General features: G+C 68.2%; 16 protein-coding genes. 10 read left to right on the top strand and 6 right to left on the bottom strand.

The window, feature by feature from the left end:
* The first annotated feature begins 25 nt into the window (after positions 1 to 25).
* From ASF32_RS07550 to ASF32_RS07525, 6 genes are all read left to right on the top strand, one after another.
* Positions 26 to 1,072: an endonuclease/exonuclease/phosphatase family protein gene (locus tag ASF32_RS07550; protein WP_082490380.1), complete on the top strand. Its 1,047-nt coding sequence runs from the start codon at positions 26 to 28 to the stop codon at positions 1,070 to 1,072.
* 139 nt (positions 1,073 to 1,211) lie between these two features.
* Positions 1,212 to 1,853 (top strand): nitrile hydratase subunit alpha, encoded by a 642-nt coding sequence (gene nthA, locus ASF32_RS07545; protein ID WP_056425793.1) that lies wholly within the window; start codon positions 1,212 to 1,214, stop codon positions 1,851 to 1,853.
* Positions 1,850 to 2,518 (top strand): nitrile hydratase subunit beta, encoded by a 669-nt coding sequence (gene nthB / locus ASF32_RS07540; protein ID WP_056425789.1) that lies wholly within the window; start codon positions 1,850 to 1,852, stop codon positions 2,516 to 2,518. Before nthA ends, nthB begins: the two co-directional genes overlap by 4 nt.
* On the top strand, positions 2,515 to 2,850 hold the full coding sequence (locus ASF32_RS07535) for a nitrile hydratase accessory protein (RefSeq protein WP_056425786.1): 336 nt from the start codon (positions 2,515 to 2,517) through the stop codon (positions 2,848 to 2,850). The genes nthB and ASF32_RS07535 overlap by 4 nt, the downstream gene beginning before the upstream one ends.
* Before the next feature lie 222 nt (positions 2,851 to 3,072).
* The gene (locus tag ASF32_RS07530) at positions 3,073 to 3,270 is read left to right on the top strand and encodes a hypothetical protein (RefSeq protein WP_056425783.1); all 198 of its coding nucleotides are present in this window, start codon (positions 3,073 to 3,075) and stop codon (positions 3,268 to 3,270) included.
* A 118-nt stretch (positions 3,271 to 3,388) separates the two neighbouring features.
* On the top strand, positions 3,389 to 4,192 hold the full coding sequence (locus ASF32_RS07525; protein WP_156467721.1) for a DUF502 domain-containing protein: 804 nt from the start codon (positions 3,389 to 3,391) through the stop codon (positions 4,190 to 4,192).
* Between the two features lie 109 nt (positions 4,193 to 4,301).
* Here the strand turns inward: ASF32_RS07525 and ASF32_RS07520 are convergent, their stop codons facing one another.
* Together ASF32_RS07520 and recG are read right to left on the bottom strand one after the other, a co-directional pair.
* Positions 4,302 to 4,634 carry a hypothetical protein gene (locus tag ASF32_RS07520; RefSeq protein ID WP_056425778.1) on the bottom strand — a complete coding sequence of 111 codons (333 nt, stop codon included), beginning with the start codon at positions 4,632 to 4,634 and terminating at the stop codon, positions 4,302 to 4,304.
* A gap of 300 nt (positions 4,635 to 4,934) precedes the next feature.
* Complete coding sequence (recG, locus tag ASF32_RS07515; protein ID WP_056425776.1) at positions 4,935 to 7,076, bottom strand: ATP-dependent DNA helicase RecG; 2,142 nt, start codon at positions 7,074 to 7,076, stop codon at positions 4,935 to 4,937.
* Positions 7,077 to 7,239: 163 nt separating this feature from the next.
* On the opposite strand from recG, the gene ASF32_RS07510 reads away from it, so the two are divergent.
* Positions 7,240 to 7,533, top strand: coding sequence for a succinate dehydrogenase assembly factor 2 (locus tag ASF32_RS07510; protein WP_056425773.1), 294 nt, complete (start codon positions 7,240 to 7,242; stop codon positions 7,531 to 7,533).
* Between the two features lie 179 nt (positions 7,534 to 7,712).
* The gene (gene mfd, locus ASF32_RS07505; RefSeq protein WP_056425770.1) at positions 7,713 to 11,306 is read left to right on the top strand and encodes a transcription-repair coupling factor; all 3,594 of its coding nucleotides are present in this window, start codon (positions 7,713 to 7,715) and stop codon (positions 11,304 to 11,306) included.
* Positions 11,307 to 11,439: 133 nt separating this feature from the next.
* On the opposite strand, the gene ASF32_RS07500 is transcribed toward mfd, so the two are convergent.
* Both ASF32_RS07500 and ASF32_RS07495 read right to left on the bottom strand, forming a co-directional pair.
* The gene (locus ASF32_RS07500; protein ID WP_056425767.1) at positions 11,440 to 11,784 is read right to left on the bottom strand and encodes a hypothetical protein; all 345 of its coding nucleotides are present in this window, start codon (positions 11,782 to 11,784) and stop codon (positions 11,440 to 11,442) included.
* Positions 11,785 to 12,087: 303 nt separating this feature from the next.
* On the bottom strand, positions 12,088 to 13,395 hold the full coding sequence (locus ASF32_RS07495) for an AMP-binding protein (protein ID WP_082490379.1): 1,308 nt from the start codon (positions 13,393 to 13,395) through the stop codon (positions 12,088 to 12,090).
* Positions 13,396 to 13,822: 427 nt separating this feature from the next.
* Between ASF32_RS07495 and ASF32_RS07490 the strand changes: the two genes are divergently transcribed.
* On the top strand, positions 13,823 to 14,596 hold the full coding sequence (locus tag ASF32_RS07490) for an invasion associated locus B family protein (RefSeq protein WP_056425765.1): 774 nt from the start codon (positions 13,823 to 13,825) through the stop codon (positions 14,594 to 14,596).
* 114 nt (positions 14,597 to 14,710) lie between these two features.
* Here the strand turns inward: ASF32_RS07490 and hspQ are convergent, their stop codons facing one another.
* Together hspQ and ASF32_RS07480 are read right to left on the bottom strand one after the other, a co-directional pair.
* On the bottom strand, positions 14,711 to 15,064 hold the full coding sequence (gene hspQ, locus ASF32_RS07485; RefSeq protein WP_056425932.1) for a heat shock protein HspQ: 354 nt from the start codon (positions 15,062 to 15,064) through the stop codon (positions 14,711 to 14,713).
* A 300-nt stretch (positions 15,065 to 15,364) separates the two neighbouring features.
* Complete coding sequence (locus ASF32_RS07480; protein WP_056425762.1) at positions 15,365 to 16,417, bottom strand: CoA ester lyase; 1,053 nt, start codon at positions 16,415 to 16,417, stop codon at positions 15,365 to 15,367.
* Between the two features lie 326 nt (positions 16,418 to 16,743).
* On the opposite strand from ASF32_RS07480, the gene ASF32_RS07475 reads away from it, so the two are divergent.
* Complete coding sequence (locus tag ASF32_RS07475; RefSeq protein WP_056425758.1) at positions 16,744 to 18,024, top strand: patatin-like phospholipase family protein; 1,281 nt, start codon at positions 16,744 to 16,746, stop codon at positions 18,022 to 18,024.
* The last annotated feature ends 3 nt before the right edge of the window (positions 18,025 to 18,027 follow it).

Genomic DNA, 18,027 nt, shown 5'->3' with positions numbered 1-18,027 from the left:
GGGCGCACGGCGGCGGAGACCAGGTTTGACGTATCTCACGCTCGCCCTGCAGGGCATCGCCGGTCTGCTGGTGGCCGCGACGGTGCTGCCCCTGATCGAGACCAATCTCGGCTTCGTCCGCAGCCTGGACTTCCCCCGGCTGCAGATCGCGGTGGCGCTGGCGGCCTGCCTCGCCGGCCTCCTTCCGGTCTCCAGGGACACGACCTCCCTCATCCTCGCCCTCGCCATGGCGGCGGCTTTGGTCATGCAGGTCCGCTACATCCTGCCCTTCACGCCGCTCGCCGCCACCCAGGCGAAGGCGGCCACGGCCTGCGAGCCGGGAGCCCGGCTCAGCCTCGTGGTGCTCAACGTATTGCAAACGAACAGGAATTACGGCGCGGCCCTCGATCTCGTCACGCGTCGCTCGCCCGATCTCGTCCTGCTGCTGGAGACCGATTCCGCCTGGCAGGAGGCCATGTCTCCATTGCGCGCGCTCTACCCGAACCGGGTCGAGCAGCCGCAGGACAACACCTACGGCCTGTTGTTCTATTCGCGCCTGCCCCTGCGCGGCCCCGAAATCCGCTTCCTGCTCCAGGACGACGTGCCGTCGCTGCGCACCCAGGTTGTGCTGCCGGACGGCGAGACGGTGAGGCTCCATGGCCTGCATCCGCGCCCCCCGCATCCCGGCCACAGCAGCGCGCCGCGCGACGCCGAACTGGTGATCGTCGCCCGCGAAGTGGCGGAGGCGCCGGGTCCCACCATCGTCGCCGGCGATCTCAACGACGTGGCCTGGTCCCGCACGACCCAATTGTTCCAGAGTATCAGCGGCTTGCTCGATCCGCGCCGGGGCCGCGGCCTGTTCGCGACCTTCCACGCGCAATGGCCTGTGATGCGCTGGCCCCTCGACCATGTCTTCTTCAGCGAGCACTTCCTGCTCGGCCACATGGAACGGCTGCCCGGCGTCGGCTCGGACCATTTCCCGATCACGGTCAGCCTCTGCGCCGCGCCACAGGCCCCCGCCCGGCAGGAGAAGCCCGAGGCCACCGCGGAGGATCACCGCGATGCCCAGGAGGCCATCGAAGCCGTGCGCTGACGAACTGCGAAGTGGTGTCGACACGGTGCCTCTCCGGTATCAGACTGGCCCTCGCACAATGCCCGGCGCGCCCCGTGCTTGCTCGCCTCCGGGCCGGACAACCGACTTGAAAGCCGTTCCGGGCACAGGACGAGACGCCATGGCGCACGATCACGACCATCACCATGACCATCCGGACCACGCGGATGGCAGCAGCCTCACCCCCATCGAGGCGCGGGTGAGGGCGCTGGAATCGCTGCTTCTGGAGAAGGGCTACGTCCAGGCCGACGCCCTCGACGCGCTGGTCGAAATGTACGAGACCCGCATCGGCCCCCATAACGGCGCCCGCGTCGTCGCCCGCGCCTGGACCGATCCGGCCTATCGCGACCGGCTCCTCGCCGACGGGACCCCGGCCATCGCGGAACTCGGCATCGGGGGGCGCGGGGGCGAGCATATGGTGGTGGTCGAGAACACGGCCGACAGCCACAACCTCGTCGTCTGCACCCTGTGTTCCTGCTATCCCTGGCCGGTGCTCGGGCTGCCGCCGGTCTGGTACAAGGCGCCGCCCTACCGCGCCCGCGCCGTCCTCGACCCGCGCGGGGTCCTCGCCGAGTTCGGCCTCACCCTTCCCGAGGCGACCCGCATCACCGTGTGGGATTCCACCGCCGAGACCCGGTTCATGGTCCTGCCCCTGCGGCCCGCCGGCACCGAATCCCTGACCGAGGCCGAGCTCGCCGCCCTGGTCACGCGCGATTGCATGATCGGCACCGGGCTGCCGCTCGCCCCGGAGACGGCCCAATGAACGGAGCGCAGGATCTCGGCGGCGCCCACGGATTCGGCACCGTCATGCCGGAGGCGAACGAGCCGGTTTTTCATGCGGAATGGGAACGGCGCGTCTTCGCCTTGGCTCTGGCGGTGGGCTATACCGGTACCTGGACCCTGGACGGCAGCCGCGCCGCGCGGGAATCGCTGCCCCCGGCGGAGTACCTGTCGTCGAGCTATTACGAGATCTGGCTCGCCGCCCTCGAAGCGCAGGTCGTCGCCCATGGCCTTGCCACGCAAGAGGAAATCGCCGCGGGCGCCAGCGCCGGGCCGGCGAGCCCGGTGAAACGGGTGCTGCGCGCCGAGGAGATCCCGCCCCGCTTCTCCGCGGGATTTCCCAGCGACCGGCCGCCGGATGCGCCGGCTCTATATGCGGTACGCGACCCCGTCTTGACCCGCAACGACCACCCCATTGGCCACACCCGCCTGCCGCGTTACGTCCGGGGCCGGCGTGGCGTCATCGAGCGGGTCCACGGCGCCTTCGTCCTGCCCGATGCCAGCGCGCAGGGCCGGGAGGCCCCGCCGCAATGGCTCTACACGGTGGGGTTCGAGGCCACCGAACTATGGGGGGCGAGCGCCGACCCGGGCGGGCGCGTCACCGTGGCCGCCTTCGAGGGGTATCTCCTGCCGGGAGCGGCGTCATGAGCCCGATTTGCCGGCCCGACGATCCGGGACCGTTCGCAGAACCGTGGGAGGCGCAGGTCTTCGCCCTGGTGGTCGCCCTGCAGGAGCGGGGCCTGTTCACGCAGGAGGAGTGGGCGCACGCCCTCGGACGCAGCATCCGCCCGGAAGGCGGGCCGGAGGCGGCCGCCGATTACGGACGCTGGCTCGCGACTCTGGAAGCCCTGCTCGCCGAACGCGGTGTCACCGATTCCGCGAGCGTCCAGGCCCGCAGCGACGCCTTCCTGCGTGCCGCCGCCGCGACCCCGCACGGCGAACCGATCCGGCTGGCCAACGACCCGCATCCGTCGCCCTGAGGACACCCCACCCCCAAACGGGGCAGGGCGACCGCCATGACATGCCGCCGCCGGCAGGGCAAAGTTCTGAACTTCCTGCGTTTCTGGATCCCGGGCTCCGCTACGCGGCCACGGGGTGCAGGCACAGGATTTCCGCGCCTTCGCGTCACGTCATGGATCTGGCACAACCGGCGCCGGCGAGGCATCCTGCCACTTCCCTCCCCGACGAGAACGGACACGACCATGGCAACGCCGCGCGACCTCAAGGTCCAGATGGCCGGCGAGACCCGCGCCCGCGAACGGGCGCAGGCCCTGGCCTCGGCCAGCGCCACGCGGGCACAGCGCGCCGAACTCGCCCTCAAGGAGGCCCTCGCGGAACGGGATGCTTGGAAGGAGAGGGCGCTGGCGGCAGAGGCGGCGCTCGGCGAAACCAAGCCGTGATCCACGCCTGCGCTCGTCAGGCCAGGGGCGTGGCTTCCCCGCGCTTGAGGTGGCACGCCCGACCCGCTAACCCTTGTCATGCAGGCTGAAGACCAGCCTCCCACGAGACAGGCCGCCCGTGCGCGAAACGCTCACCCCGTTGCCGGAACCAGACCCCGCCGTCGCACGGCCGCCGCCTCGGGTGAGCAAGAAGAGCCGCCTGCGGACCTACTTCCTCACCGGCATCATCGTCGCCGGGCCGTTGGCGATCACCATCTACATCACGTGGTGGTTCATCAGCCTCATCGACGGCTGGGTGAAGCCCCTGGTGCCGGCGAGCTATCTGCCGGACCATTACCTGCCCTTCTCGCTTCCGGGCATCGGCCTCGTCATCGCCTTCGTCGCGGTGACGCTGCTCGGCTTCCTCACCGCCAACCTCGTCGGCCGCAGCGTGGTCGAGTTCGGGGAGGTGCTGCTCGCACGCACCCCGGTGATCTCGGGCCTCTACAAGGGCCTGCGGCAGATCTTCGAGACACTGTTCTCGGCCAACGGCACGTCGTTCCGCACCGTCGGCCTGGTCGAATTCCCGGTGAAGGGAACGTGGTCGGTGGTGTTCGTCTCGGCGCCGGCCGGACCGGACGTCCAGACGGCTTTGGGGGAGGAAAACGACCATGTGGGCGTGTTCCTGCCCTGCGCGCCCAACCCCACCACGGGCTTCTTCTTCTACCTGCCACGGGCCGATATCATCGAAGTGCCCATGAGCATCGACGACGCAGCCAAGCTGGTGATGTCGGCGGGGGTGATCCAGCCGGAAGATCCGCAGGTCAGGCTGCAGGCCATGGCGGCATCGATCCGCGCGGCTCAGAACGGGCAGGCGGCCGGGCCGGAGGCGGTGCTCGAAGCCTCGTCCCGTCGCCAGGAGAAGCTCATCAGCACGGAGTGAAAAGCTCGCCCTCGCAGGGCTGCCGGTCCAAGTCTCCGGGCCGGTACATGACCCGACGCACACCTCCCGAAAAGCGAACCCGCCTTTCGGGAGCCTCGCTGGAACGCGCCTAGTTGTGAACCGTCATCGAGGCCTTCTCGATGGGCAGCATCGGCGGCGAGGCATCGGCGACATGGCTGTTGGCGTGCGGGGCAACGGTGGAACCACCCCAGCCCATGGCGATCTGGGCGGTGACGGCCACCAAAAGCAGGACCATCAGCGCATTCGCGGCGATCTGGAAGGGGCGGGCGGATTGACGAACCGCGAGGAGGACATCGTCCGTCGTCTTCAGCGCGGGCTCCTTGCCATCCGAGATCGGAAGCAGCCACGGTTCGCTCGGAAGGGCGTGGACGCTCCCCATTTCGTGGGCACCCGGTAGGTTTTGGAACAGTCCGGCAGACATATCCATCCTCCTGAATTCGTTGTGGCAGCCCAGTCTGGCGGGCTGTTCGTTCATGTTCAGTTAAGGGGAGAATACGTTCATTTCAAGTTCAGGAAGTCCGTGCGGCACCGCACAACGGCTCGGGAAACGAGATCCGGAAATCAGCTTAGTCTTTGAAAAACAAGCTTTTTCAGGCGCCATGTGGCTGCGGTGCCATGGTTCTCGAAGCTGAACTGCGCAGACGTCATCGGTGGTCGATTCGTCGCTTTTGTGGCGATGCGTTCAGGTTTGGCGTGGGTTCCTGACGGCCGGCGAATCGGCTCAACCGGCTCCGAGCAACCGAATCGCCGCGTCCCTTTCGAACAGGTACAGTAGCACCCGGAGCGCCCTGCCACGCTCGGATCTGAGGCCGGGATCGCGCTCGACGATGAGCCGCGCATCATCGCGGGCGACCTCCAGCAGGCTGGCGTCGCTCTCGAGGCTCGCGAGGCGGAAGGCGGCCGCGCCCGATTGGCGCGTGCCCAGCACCTCGCCCTCGCCGCGCAGGCGCAGATCCTCCTCGGCGATGCGGAAACCGTCCTCGGTCTCGCGCATCATTTCGAGGCGGGCGCGGGAGACCTGTCCCAGCGGCCCGCGATAGAGCAGCAGGCAGGTGGAGGCCTTGGCCCCGCGCCCGACCCGTCCGCGCAGCTGGTGCAGCTGCGCGAGGCCGAACCGCTCGGCATGCTCGATCACCATGATCGTCGCCTCGGGCACGTCGACGCCCACCTCCACCACCGTTGTAGAGACCAGGATCTTCGTCTCGCCGGCGGCGAACCGCTCCATGGCGGCATCCTTGTCCGGCCCCGGCATCTTGCCGTGGATCAGCCCGACGGCGTCGCCGAATTCCTGCCGCAGGTCGGCGAAGCGATCCTCGGCGGCGGCGAGGTCGACATATTCGGATTCCGCCACCAGCGGGCAGATCCAGTAGACCCTGTCCCCGGAGGCAAGCGCCCGGCCGAGCCCCATTACCACCTCGTCGAGCCGGTCGATGGAGACGAGGCGGGTGGCGATGGCCTGGCGGCCGGCGGGCTTCTCGTCGAGGACCGAGACGTCCATGTCGCCGAAACAGGTCAGCGCCAGGGTGCGGGGGATCGGCGTCGCGGTCATCACCAGGATGTCCACCGCCGCCCCCTTGGCGCCGAGCGCGAGGCGCTGATGGACGCCGAACCGATGCTGCTCGTCCACCACGGCGACGCCGAGATCCTTGAAGATCACACTGTCCTGGAACAGGGCGTGGGTGCCGACCACGATATCGATATGGCCGTCGGCGAGGTCGGCCAGGGTGGCGCGGCGCTCCGAGACCTTGTCGCGCCCGGTGAGGAGGCGCAGGCGCAGCGAACCGACGAGCTCCGTCAGGCGCTCGAAATGCTGGCGCGCCAGGATCTCGGTGGGCGCCATCAGAGCCGCCTGCCGGCCGACCTCCACCGCCGAGGCCATGGCCAGCAGCGCCACCGCCGTCTTGCCCGAGCCGACATCGCCCTGGAGCAGGCGCAGCATGCGCCGGTCGGAGGCGAGATCGGCGCGGATATCCTCGACGGCCCGGGCCTGGGCGCCGGTGAGCGCGAAGGGCAGGGCGGCCTCGATCCGGTCCTTGAGATGACCGTCGCCGGCATTGGCGCGGCCGGGCGCCCTGCGGTTGCGGGCCCGCATCAGGGCCAGCGCCAGCTGCGAGGCGAGGAGTTCGTCATAGGCGAGGCGACGGCGCGCCGGGGTGCGGGGCGTGACGCCATCGCTCGCCGGTGCCGGCGGCGCGTTCTCGGGCCGGTGCTCGGCCCTGAGCGCATCGGCGAAACCCGGCAGCCCTTCCCGCGCGAGCCAGGCCGGGTCCTGCCATTCGGGCAGGGTCGGCAGCCGGTCGAGGGCGGAATGCGCCAGTTTCGAGATCGCCCGCGAGGTCAGCCCCTCGGTCGCGCCGTAGACGAGCTCGACGGCGGGGAGGGCAGCGAGCCCCGCCTCGTCCACGATCCGCGACGGATGCACCATCTGCCGGTGCCCGTCCCACAGGTCGATGCGGCCGGAAATGTAGCGATGGGCGCCCAGCGGCAGCATCTTCTCCACGCGGGCCTGCGGCATGCCGAAGAACACCAGGGTGATGTCGCCGGTGCCGTCCTCCACCAGAACCCGGAAGGGACGCCGCCCCGCCCCGGGCTGCGGCGGGCGATAGCCGGTCACGGTGACACCCAACGTCACGGGCTCGCCCGGCGGCGCCTCGGCGATGGAGCCCATCATCGTGCGCGCCACCCCGCCCTGGGGCAGGTGGAACAGAAGATCGACGATCCGCGCTGGCTGTTCGGGCGTGCCGAGGAGCCGCTCGATCAGCGGCGCCAACTTCGGCCCGACGCCGGGGAGGGTCCGGGCCTGGGCGAAGAGCGGATCGAGGATGCTGGGGCGCAGGTTCGTCGGGCGGGGTTCGTCTGTCATGCAAAGCCGGTTGAGCCGCGCGAACGGAGATGGTGATGCCGCCGCGCGGGTCTATATAGACGACAGCAGGGCCCTACGCCGCTAACGCGGCACCGGGCCGCGCACAGTTTCCCCTGTCCCGGGATCACCGGATCCCAGGATCGCAGCATGACAGGCTGACCCCATGTCCGGAACCACCCGCACCAGCGCGGATCTCGATCCCCGCCGCCGCCGCACCCTCTTCCGCGCCTGGCATCGCGGCATGCGCGAGATGGACCTGATCATGGGCCGTTTCGCCGATGCGGAGATTGGCACGCTGAGCGATGAGGAATTGACGACCTTCGAGGCCCTGATCGAGCTGCCCGACCGCGACCTGTTCCGCTGGCTCACCGGCGAGGACGAGACGCCGCAGAATTACGACACGCCGGTATACCGCCGCCTCCAGGCGTTCCATAAGCACGACGCACCGATTCATTAGCGGTCTAGGCGATGCGAGGCTCTCCTCCCCCCTGTGGGGAGGAGTTGGAGGTGGGGGTAGCGCCGCTCGCCTCCGCAGTGGGAGGGTCGCCCAACCACCCCCACCCTCGGTCCCTCCCCACAGGGGGGAGGGAGGCGCGTCGCGTCTCACTTTCCCATGAGTTCGAAAACCCCGACCCGATGGCCAAACCCCAGCCCAAAGCTCCCGCTCTCGCCCCGAAGCCCCAGACGGCGCGGTTCGCCCTGCCGAAATCCGGTGCGCTCGCCCGTGCGCTGGAGGCGCTGAAGCGCGGCGATAGCCCGACGCTCGCCAACGTGCCCGAAGGGTTCGATGCGGTGGTGGTGGCCGATCTCGCCCGCGCCCTGTCGCGGAGTTTCGAGGGACCGGCGGTTCTGGTGCATGTGGCCCGCGATTCCGGGCGCTCGAACGCGTTCCAGACCGGGCTGAAATTCGTCGCCCCCGAGATCGAGGTGATGAGCATCCCGGCCTGGGACTGCCAGCCCTACGACCGGGTCTCTCCGAACGCCGCCATCGCCGCCCAGCGGATGACCGCCCTGTCGCGGCTCTCGCGCTCGCGTTCGTCAGAGGAACAGCCGCGCATCCTCTGCACCACCGTCAACGCTTTGATCCAGAGAGTGCCTCCCCGAGAGAAGATCGCGGTGGAGACCTTCTCGGCGGCGATCGGCAACGTGGTGCCGATGGATACCGTCACCGCCTGGGTCGAGGCCAACGGCTTCCTGCGCACGGGGACGGTGCGCGAGACGGGGGAATACGCCGTGCGCGGCGGCATCCTCGACCTGTCGCCGCCGGGCCTGCCGAACCCGATCCGCCTCGACTTCTTCGGCGATACCCTGGAATCCATCCGCGCCTTCGACCCGGAGACCCAGCGCACGGTGGGCTCGCTCCGCTCCCTCGACCTCGTTCCGATGAGCGAGGTGCAATTGACCACGGAGACGATCCGGCGCTTCCGCCAGGGCTATATCTCCACCTTCGGCGCGGCGACCCGCGACGATCGGCTCTACGAGACCATCAGCGAGGGACGGCGCTATGCCGGCCTCGAGCACTGGATGCCGCTGTTCTACGACCATCTCGACACCCTGTTCGACTACGTGCCGGGCGTGCCGCTGGTCTTCGACGCACAGGCGGAGGAGGCGGTCGCCGAGCGCCTCACCCTGATCCGCGATTATTACGACGCCCGCGCCGAGGCGATGAAGACGCCGTCCACCGGCGTCGCGCCCTACAAGCCGCTCAGGCCGTCCTCCCTCTACCTGACGCAGAACGACTGGAAGGAGCGGGTCGCCGCCGCCTCCGTCGCGCGGCTCTCGCCCTTCGCAATGCCCGAGAGCCCGGACCGCCTCACCATCGATTGCGAGGGCAAGGCGGGCCGCAGCTTCGCGGCCGAGCGGGCGGACGAGACGGCCAGCGTGTTCGACGCCGCCGTCGCCCATGTGAAGGAACTCCAGGGATCGGGTCATCATGTGATCCTCGCATCCTGGTCCGACGGCTCGCGCGACCGGCTGTGCGGGGTGCTCACCGATCACGGCCTAAAGAAGCCGGTCTCCATCAACACCCTCACGGCGGTGAACGCCCTGAAGCGCGGCACCGACATGGCGGTGGCGGTGTGGGGGCTCGATTCCGGGTTCGTTGTCGACAAGCTCGCAGTCATCTCGGAAGGCGACATCCTCGGCGACCGGCTGGTGCGCCAGAAGCGCAAGTCTAAACGGCCACAGGACATCATCCTGGAGGTGCAGGCGCTGCAGCCCGGCGATCTCGTGGTCCATGCCGATCACGGCATCGGCCGGTTCGTCGGCCTCAAGACGGTGACGGCGGCGGGCGCGCCGCACGATTGCCTGGAGATCCAGTATGCCGGCGGACTGCTGCTGCTGCCGGTGGAGAATATCGAGCTTCTGACCCGCTACGGCTCGGAAGATGCGGAGGTTGCCCTCGATCGTCTCGGCGGCGGTGCCTGGCAGGCCCGCAAGGCCAAGATGAAGAAGCGCATCCTGGAGATGGCCGGCCAGCTCATCAAGATCGCGGCCGAGCGCTTCGTGCGCCAGGCGCCCCGCCTCCAGGCTCCGGACGGCCTCTACGGCGAGTTCGCCGCCCGCTTCGCATTCGAGGAGACCGAGGACCAGGCCACCGCCATCGACGCCGTCCTGTCCGATCTCAATGCCGGTCGTCCCATGGACCGCCTCGTCTGCGGCGATGTCGGCTTCGGCAAGACCGAGGTGGCGTTGCGCGCCGCCTTCGCGGGGGCCATGGGCGGCAAGCAGGTGGCGGTGGTGGTGCCCACCACCCTGCTGGCGCGCCAGCATTACCGGACCTTCGCCGAGCGCTTCAAAGGGCTGCCGGTGCAGGTGGCGCAGCTCTCGCGCTTCGTCTCCGCCGCCGAGATGAAGCAGAACCGCGCGGGCCTCGCCGCCGGGACCGTCGACATCGTGGTCGGCACCCATGCGCTGCTCGCCAAGAACGTGGCCTTCAAGGATCTCGGCCTCATCATCGTCGACGAGGAGCAGCATTTCGGCGTGGCCCACAAGGAGCGCCTCAAGGCGCTCCAGGCCGATGTCCACGTGTTGACCCTCTCGGCGACCCCGATCCCGCGCACGCTCCAGCTCGCCATGACCGGGGTCCGCGAACTCTCGATCATCGCGACGCCACCGGTGGACCGCCTCGCGGTGCGCACCTTCGTGATCCCGTTCGATGCGCTGATGATCCGAGAGGCCCTGCTGCGCGAGCGCTATCGCGGCGGCCAGTCCTTCTATGTGGTGCCGCGGATCGAGGATCTGGCGGAGGTGAAGCGCTTCCTCGATACCGAGATGCCCGAGACCAAGGTGGCGGTGGCCCATGGCCAGATGGCGGCGGGCCAGCTCGAGGACGTGATGACCGCGTTCTACGAGGGCAAGTTCGACGTGCTGCTCTCCACCACCATCGTCGAATCCGGCCTCGACATCCCCACCGCCAACACCCTCATCGTGCACCGGGCCGACATGTTCGGCCTCGCCCAGCTCTACCAGCTGCGCGGCCGTGTCGGGCGCGCCAAGGCCCGCGCCTACGCCCTGTTCACGACCCCGGCCAACAAGCAGCTCACCGTGCAGGCGGAGAAGCGTCTCCAAGTGCTCCAGACCCTCGACACCCTGGGCGCGGGCTTCCAGCTCGCCTCCCACGATCTCGACATCCGCGGCGCCGGCAACCTGCTCGGTGACGCCCAGTCAGGCCATATCAAGGAGGTCGGCTACGAACTCTACCAGCAGATGCTGGAGGATGCCGTCACCGCCCTCAAGGCCGGCATCGAGGAGCCGGTGGAGGAGGCGTGGTCACCCACCATCGCGCTGGGAGCACCGGTCACGATCCCGGAGGATTACGTCGAGGATCTCACCGTCCGCCTCGGCCTCTATCGCCGGCTCTCCACCCTGGAGAACGACGCCGAGATGGAGAGCTTCGGGGCCGAGCTGATCGACCGGTTCGGGCCGCTGCCGCCGGAGGTGGAGCAGCTCCTCAAGATCGTCACGATCAAGATCCTGTGCCGCGACACCAACGTGGAGAAGGTCGAGGCCGGGCCGAAGGGCGTCGTCGTCCATTTCCGCGACAAGTCCTTCGCCAATCCGCAGGGGCTGGTGGCCTTCGTCGGCGGTCAGGCCTCCTTCGCCAAGGTGCGCCCGGACATGAGCATCGTGTTCATCCGCGAGCTCGATTCCATCCCCGAGCGCCTGAAGATCACGACCTCGATCCTGCGCGAATTGTCCAAGATCGCCCGCGTCAAGAAGGCGGCGTGAGGGACATCACGCCGGGTCGATCACCCCGGCGCATTCGGCGAAGAACTCATGAAAAAGGCGGGCTCACCGGCCCGCCTCCATCGAAAAACCTTTTCTCAAACAAGCACCTGCGGTGCTGTCCTCATAGGCAGGATTAGAGGTCCGGTTCGTTCAGGACGTAAGGACCGATCCGGCTCTGCAGATCGACCGAGGCGCCGCTGCCACGTCCCGTACGGCCATCGATGACGATGACGGGGATGCCCGCATGCTGCATCTGCTCACGCAGGCGCTCGGAAAGCATGGCATAGGCCGGGTCGAGCCGGCTCGAGGTCTGAAGCAGGATGGCCGCGGGGCGGGCGATGACGGCGAGAACGTCGTCGGCGGCCTCGAGGGATGCGGTAACGCTCGCATAACCCAGCTCGGCAAGCTCGGCGGCGAGGGAGTGATCGATGGCGCGGTGACCATCATCGACGACCAACACTTGTTGCAGCGCACTCATGACTGTCAGGGTTAGCTCATCCATCGCCCCTTGGGAAGGGACCCGTGCGATAACACACGTGAACCCAGTTGGTTCGCCGGCTGCAGGGTGAAAATCCTCTTGCTATCCGGCGAAGAGCCCGCTCGCGACCCGTAGCGCCCTAGCCTCACGCTGCATCGCGCAAGACATCCGGAACTCACTCCAGACGGCTGTTCCGAAATAGGAAATTCGTTTCATAAAACAGCTGAATCACCGTCTTTGGCACGGCCGCCGTGCCACGCGTCGAAAGCGGTGAATTTCGGGCACGACGATGCCGCCGGATGGTCAGCAGCGAAGGATCTCGGTTGCTCGTCCGGCAAATATTTTTGCCGCGAATGGGACGGCCCTCCACAGATCGGCGGCTTTTTCCGGCGGGATGCCGCGTTGCAGGGGGCTGGCTTTGGAGGCACGGCCCCGGAAAGCGAATCGCCCGTCCTCGTCACGGGCGATATCCAGAAGAGCCGGGAACGGTGCCAACGGATGAGCATCTGCGAGGAAGTGGGCGACGTCCCCATCGGCCCGCGAGGCGGTGAGGAGGGCCGCCTCGTCGAAGGCGAGGACATCGATCACCCGTCGCGGACCATGCACGGCGCCCGGTGCCAGCAGCCGTGTGGTCAGGCGGGTCGGCAACCGGTGAGCAAGGGTGACGGATTCGAGGCTGGGAGGGCAACGGCTCGCCGCGAGATTGCGCTCCAGGGCAGCGGGCACGACAAGATGCGTCGGTCCGGGTCGAGCCAGCGCCTCGGCGAGGTGGGCGGCGTCGAACGGCCCACATGTTTCGAGCGCGGCCCCGGCCACGAGGGCGGCGCCGAGGCCGGTGACGAGGCCCCTCAGGTCGGCTGGCGCGAGAAGGGTCAGGATTCGGTCGCGTGGAGCAATCCGGATCGTGGCGAGATGGACCGCGATCGAGGCGATCAGCGCGTCCGCCGGGCGATAGACCGGCTGCGTGGGATCGGCAGCGGCGAAAGTCACGAGCCCGGCGCTCGACGGCGCGAACGGGCTGCCATGTCCATCGAGGACCATGCCGTCGAGACTGATGACCCCGTCGGGCACCTCCGGCCCGAAGGCCGCGAGGTAGCGCAGGCCGAAATAGCGCAGGGCGACACGGCGCAGGCCTTCGGCCGGCAGCATTCCGGCGATACGGGATTGGGTGAGCACGGCCTGAATACCGGCGGCCTGGATGCCGGCCACGAGGGCGTCTTCGTCCCATGTCAGGGGTAGGAGGCAGGGAATGTGGCCCGCGGCCTCGATGGCCAGGTAGGAGAGCACGGTCTCCGACCCCGCGGCGGCGATCAGGCCCACACGGCTCGCCGGGGCCAGCCGCCATTGCCTCATCCCGCTGGCGAGGCGCGCGACGATCTCGGCGGCGGACCCATAGGTCCAGGTGATGGGGCTGCGCCCGGACCACCCGACCTTGTCGTTGGGATCGATGAAGGCGACACGGCTCGGATCGGCATGGGCGGTCGCCGCCAGCAACGTGCAGAGGCCGGGCCTGACCACATCCGAATGCGGGCTCGGCACGACGGGCCTGTCCGCCGGAAGGGCGACGGGAGGAGCGTCGCCAAAGGGTATGATCGCTGGCTGCGCCGACACCTCCGCCTCAACTCCCCGCGTGCATCGACTTTCCGTGCCCTGCGGTGATGAACGGTTAGGGTTAAACTTTGCTTAAAAACGCCCTTGGGAAAGGGCAACCGACAGGTCGTCCGCGATCTGGCGGACAGCGCAGGTGTCATGTCTTCGCCGCATTCCGCAGGGAAGCAGGCGGCCCGGTCGTTCGAGCGGGTTCGAGGCGTTGAACGCCCCGTTCGGCACCCTGGCGGGCCCATATTGGCCATCCAGGGTTCAGGAGCGGGTGATTTGCGCGCGCCGAGGGCTTGACCGCGCGAACCAGGGCGGCGAGGGCTCGGCCGAACGCCGTCCGCGGGTTTCGATCCGCATCATCGAGTTCAGGAAACGTCCTGCTGGGTTCAAGCGCCGCAGCATGTCTTCGTCATTCGCGATATCCAAGGGGTCAGAGCTGATGTTCTTTGCCAACCGTCCCGCGCGCCCGATGCGCGCCGCCGCGATTCTCGCCCTGGCCGGCATGATGGGCAATGCGGGCTTGGCGGCACCGGCCTTCGCCCAGGCTCCGAAGGGCAAGGCCCCCGCTCCGACCGCACCGGCCCCGGCAGCGCCGGCCACCCAGACCCCGGCCGCCCAGCAGCCGGCCGGCCCGCAGATCGTCAACGTGAAGTCCGAGCCGTCCCAGGCCGATTGGACCAAGGTCTGCGGCAAGGACCAGAACACCAGCACCGACGTCTGCTACACCACCCGCGACTTCGTCTCCGACCAGGGCCAGCCGGTCCTCGCCGTGGCGGTCTACGACATGAAGAACGCCCAGCAGAGCGTGCGCGTGGTGCGCTACCTGCTGCCGCTCGGCCTGCTCCTCGGCCCCGGCATCCGCTTCACCGTCGATGGCCAGCAGGCGACGCCGGGTAAGTTCGCCGTGTGCTTCCCCAACGGCTGCTTCGCCGAGGCCGGCAATGTCGGTAACGACCTCGTGAACGCGCTCAAGAAGGGCACCACCCTCAATATCAGCGTCCAGAACCAGGCCCAGCGCGAGGTGACCTTCGCCGTGCCGCTGACCGGCTTCGGCAAGGCCTTCGACGGCCCGGCCGTCGATCCGAAGGTGCTGGAAGAGCAGCAGAAGAAGCTCCAGGCCGAGCTCGAGAAGCGCAGCGAAGACATGCGCAAGAATCTCGAGAAGCAGAATGCCGCCGGCGCTGCCGCCGTGGGTACCGCTCCGAAGCCCTGAGACCAGGCCTCGAACCCACTTCATGACAATAGGAAAAGGCCGGGCGGCGAGCCCGGCCTTTTTCATGCGCACCGTCGATGAGGGGGCTCCGCGATGTGGGGTCCCGTCCGGGACTCAGTTCGTGTGAGCGCCCCGAAGGCGGTAGGCGCCGTCCGAATCCCGCTCGAACACCTCCGGAATCCCGGCATGACGCAGGGCCTCGCCGGACGTGTCGGGAATGAGGTTCTGTTCGGAGACATAGGCCACGTACTCGCTCTCCGCGTTCTCGGCGAGAAGGTGGTAGAACGGCTGGTCCTTGCGCGGCCGTACTTCTTCGGGAATCGCCAGCCACCATTCCTCGGTGTTGTCGAAGATCGGGTCCACGTCGAAGACGACGCCGCGAAACGGGTAGATCCGGTGGCGCACCACGGCGCCGAGGCCGAACTTGGCGGTGCGCGTCTGGATTCCGGTGGGAGAGAAATCGGTCATGACGCCAAAATAGGATGCGTCGGACAGGTTGTCATCGTCGGCGTTGCCACGCCGCATCGCAAGGAGCCGTCTCGGTCTGCAGATCTCGGACGGCATCCGGCCGATCGCTTCGGGATCCGTGGCTGCGGGAAGCGGAGGCGAAGCCGGAGCGGCGGTGAGGGGGGGTCGAACGAACGAGGCTGTGCCTGAGCCGCCCCCTCACCTTCGGCTGCCGCCTCGCTTCATGCCCCGACGGGGGGGGCATGAAGCCCTCTCCCCGCGTGCGGGGAGAGGGAAGGCCATCTCAGTTCGGGCCAGAGGTCACTTCAGGCCGTAGGTCTTGGCGAGCTCCGGGTCCTTCTCGGCCACCAGCCGGGCCAGATCGACGATCACCTTGGCCTGTTTCCAGGTGGCGTCGTCTTGCATCTTGCCGTCGAGCATCACCGCGCCGGTCCCGTCCGGCATCGCCTCGACGATCCGCACCGCGAAGGCGACTTCCGCCGGATCGGGGGCGAAGACGCGCTTGGCGATGGCGACCTGGTTCGGATGCAGGGTCCAGGCGCCGGCGCAGCCCATGAGGAAGGCGTTGCGGAACTGAGCCTCGCAGGCATCCCCGTCCGAGAAGTCGCCGAACGGGCCGTAGAAGGCCTTGAGGCCGTTGGCCATGCAGGCATCGACCATCTTCGCGATGGTGTAGTGCCAGAGGTCCTGCTGGGCCGACGCGCGGGCGGCGCCGTCGCTCGTCGGGTCGGCGATGACCCGGTAATCCGGGTGGCCGCCGCCGACGCGGGTGGTCTTCATGCCGCGTGAGGCCGCGAGATCGGCGGGGCCGAGGCTCATGCCGTGCATGCGCGGGGAGGCGGAGGCGATGGCGTCGACATTGGCGACGCCTTCGGCGGTCTCCAGGATGGCGTGGACGAGGATCGGCTTCGAGACGCCGTGCTTCGCCTCGAGCTGGGCCAAGAGTTGGTCGATATAGTGGATGTCCCACGGTCCCTCGACCTTGGGCACCATCACCACGTCGAGCTTGTCCCCGACCTGGGACACGATCTCGAACAGGTCGTCGAGAATCCAGGGGCTGTTGAGGGCGTTGATGCGGGTCCACAATCCGGTGCCGGAGGCGGCGAAATCGGTGGCCTGCGCCATGGCGACGAAGCCCTTGCGGGCCGCCTCCTTCTGATCGACCGGCACGGCGTCCTCGAGATTGCCGAGCACCACGTCCACGGTGGCGGCGAGTTCCGGCACCCGGGAACGGACCTTGTCGTTGTGCGGCGGCACGAAATGGATCATCCGCTCGAGCTTCACCGGCAGGTCACGGAACGGGGCCGGCGCGCCTGTGGCGAGCGGCTGAAAGAAGCGGCGCGGTAGTTTCATCGGGACTCGGGCTCCGGCTATGGATAGTCGTTGGACCAGGTCGACGACCTGCATATCGTATTCAGGTCGTCGACCTAGGGTGTTGGCACCGCATCATCTTTACCGAAAACCAGATCTGACTTTCCGGATGATGCTCTAGCCTCGAAGCGGTTAGTCAAGGTTACCCCCCGCGTAAAGGCGGGTTTTGGGAGAAGACCGCTTTCCCAACGACGTGCGCTGGCGCATGTTCGACGCAAGGGGAGGGTCCACGGACCGGAACCGGCCGGTCGACGCCGGGTTCTCGCAGCAGAGGCGGGCGTTTCGAGACTTACCAAGGACACTCTCTCATGTCCGGATCATCCAGCCGACACGGTCTCTTCTACGCGGCCAGCATGGTGGCCATGCTCGGCATCGCCGGACCGGTCGAGGCCGCTCCGGCCCATGCGGGCGCACCGGCGAGATCCGCTCCTCTCAAAGAATCCTCGAAGTCATCGCCAGCGAGATCATCCGAACGGGTCGCGTTCACGGCCGGTGATGCGGCCGATGCCAGGCCCGACGGCCTGAAGGGCCTTCTCCGGATACCAGCCGACGACACCAAGGCCTTCCAGCATCTCATCGACGGCGCGAGTGCCGCGTCCGATCCGTGGCTGGTCCTGTCCGGCGGCGGCGAGAACGGAGCCTTCGCCGCCGGTCTCCTCAACGGCTGGTCGAAGGCCGGCAACCGGCCCGCTTTCGGAATCATCACCGGGGTCAGTACGGGGGCGATGATCGCGCCCTTCGCCTTCCTCGGATCCAGCGCCGATGCGACACTGGCGCACGCCTATACGGAGATCTCGGCCGCCGACGTATTCGAATTCGGCGGTACCAACGAAGCCCTCACCGATACCTGGCCGCTCAAGCGCCGGATCGAACGGATGGTGACGGGCAAGCTCCTCACCGACATCGCTGCCGAGCACGCCAAGGGACGTCGCCTGTTGGTGGCGACCACGGCGGTGGACAGCGAGCGCCCCGTCCTGTGGGACATGGGCGCCATCGCCTCCGAGGGCGGCCCGAAGGCGCTCGACCTGTTCCGCTCGATCATCCTCGCCTCCTCGGCGGTGCCGGGCGTATTCCCGCCGGTGATGATCGACGTGGTCGGTACGGACGGGAAGCGCTTCCAGGAGATGCATGCGGATGGCGGCACCACTGCGCCGTTCTACCTGGCGCCGGAAGCCGCGATCCTCGGCAAGGCCAAGGTGAGGCTTCCCACGAGCACGGTCTATCTCGTCGTCAACAACACGGTAACGCCGGACTTCCAGATGGCCACACGCACGACCCTGAGCGTGCTCGGCCGCGCAATGTCGGCCGCGATCAAGGCGCAGACCCGTGCGGCGCTCGCCCTGACGGAGAGCTTCGCCGAGCGTAACGGCCTCGATCTCGACGTGGCCCAGATCGACAACCGGTTCACGCGCACCACCTCGGCGCCGTTCGACCAGGATTACATGAAGGCCCTGTTCGCCCATGGCGAGCGCCTCGGGCGGGACGGCACCGCTTTCAGCCGCGGAACGCCCGCCGCCTCGATCCCCACCGGATCGACCGGCGACCGTTTCGGTGCGGCGGACGCGCCGACGAGCCTCGCCCGACGCTGACCG

It is taken from the genome of Methylobacterium sp. Leaf91 (assembly GCF_001422815.1).
Taxonomy (GTDB): Bacteria; Pseudomonadota; Alphaproteobacteria; order Rhizobiales; family Beijerinckiaceae; genus Methylobacterium.
Note: the sequence above shows the minus strand (reverse complement) of the source record. Positions and strands in the feature narration are given on the sequence as shown.

Bases quoted from the DNA above. Each gene is read 5' to 3' on its own strand.
- nthA (WP_056425793.1), top strand. From the start codon at position 1,212: ATGGCGCACGATCACGACCATCACCATGACCATCCGGACCACGCGGAT.
- nthB (WP_056425789.1), top strand. From the start codon at position 1,850: ATGAACGGAGCGCAGGATCTCGGCGGCGCCCACGGATTCGGCACCGTC.
- ASF32_RS07535 (WP_056425786.1), top strand. From the start codon at position 2,515: ATGAGCCCGATTTGCCGGCCCGACGATCCGGGACCGTTCGCAGAACCG.
- ASF32_RS07530 (WP_056425783.1), top strand. From the start codon at position 3,073: ATGGCAACGCCGCGCGACCTCAAGGTCCAGATGGCCGGCGAGACCCGC.
- ASF32_RS07520 (WP_056425778.1), bottom strand. From the start codon at position 4,634: ATGTCTGCCGGACTGTTCCAAAACCTACCGGGTGCCCACGAAATGGGG.
- recG (WP_056425776.1), bottom strand. From the start codon at position 7,076: ATGACAGACGAACCCCGCCCGACGAACCTGCGCCCCAGCATCCTCGAT.
- ASF32_RS07510 (WP_056425773.1), top strand. From the start codon at position 7,240: ATGTCCGGAACCACCCGCACCAGCGCGGATCTCGATCCCCGCCGCCGC.
- mfd (WP_056425770.1), top strand. From the start codon at position 7,713: ATGGCCAAACCCCAGCCCAAAGCTCCCGCTCTCGCCCCGAAGCCCCAG.
- ASF32_RS07500 (WP_056425767.1), bottom strand. From the start codon at position 11,784: ATGAGTGCGCTGCAACAAGTGTTGGTCGTCGATGATGGTCACCGCGCC.
- ASF32_RS07490 (WP_056425765.1), top strand. From the start codon at position 13,823: ATGTTCTTTGCCAACCGTCCCGCGCGCCCGATGCGCGCCGCCGCGATT.
- hspQ (WP_056425932.1), bottom strand. From the start codon at position 15,064: ATGACCGATTTCTCTCCCACCGGAATCCAGACGCGCACCGCCAAGTTC.
- ASF32_RS07480 (WP_056425762.1), bottom strand. From the start codon at position 16,417: ATGAAACTACCGCGCCGCTTCTTTCAGCCGCTCGCCACAGGCGCGCCG.
- ASF32_RS07475 (WP_056425758.1), top strand. From the start codon at position 16,744: ATGTCCGGATCATCCAGCCGACACGGTCTCTTCTACGCGGCCAGCATG.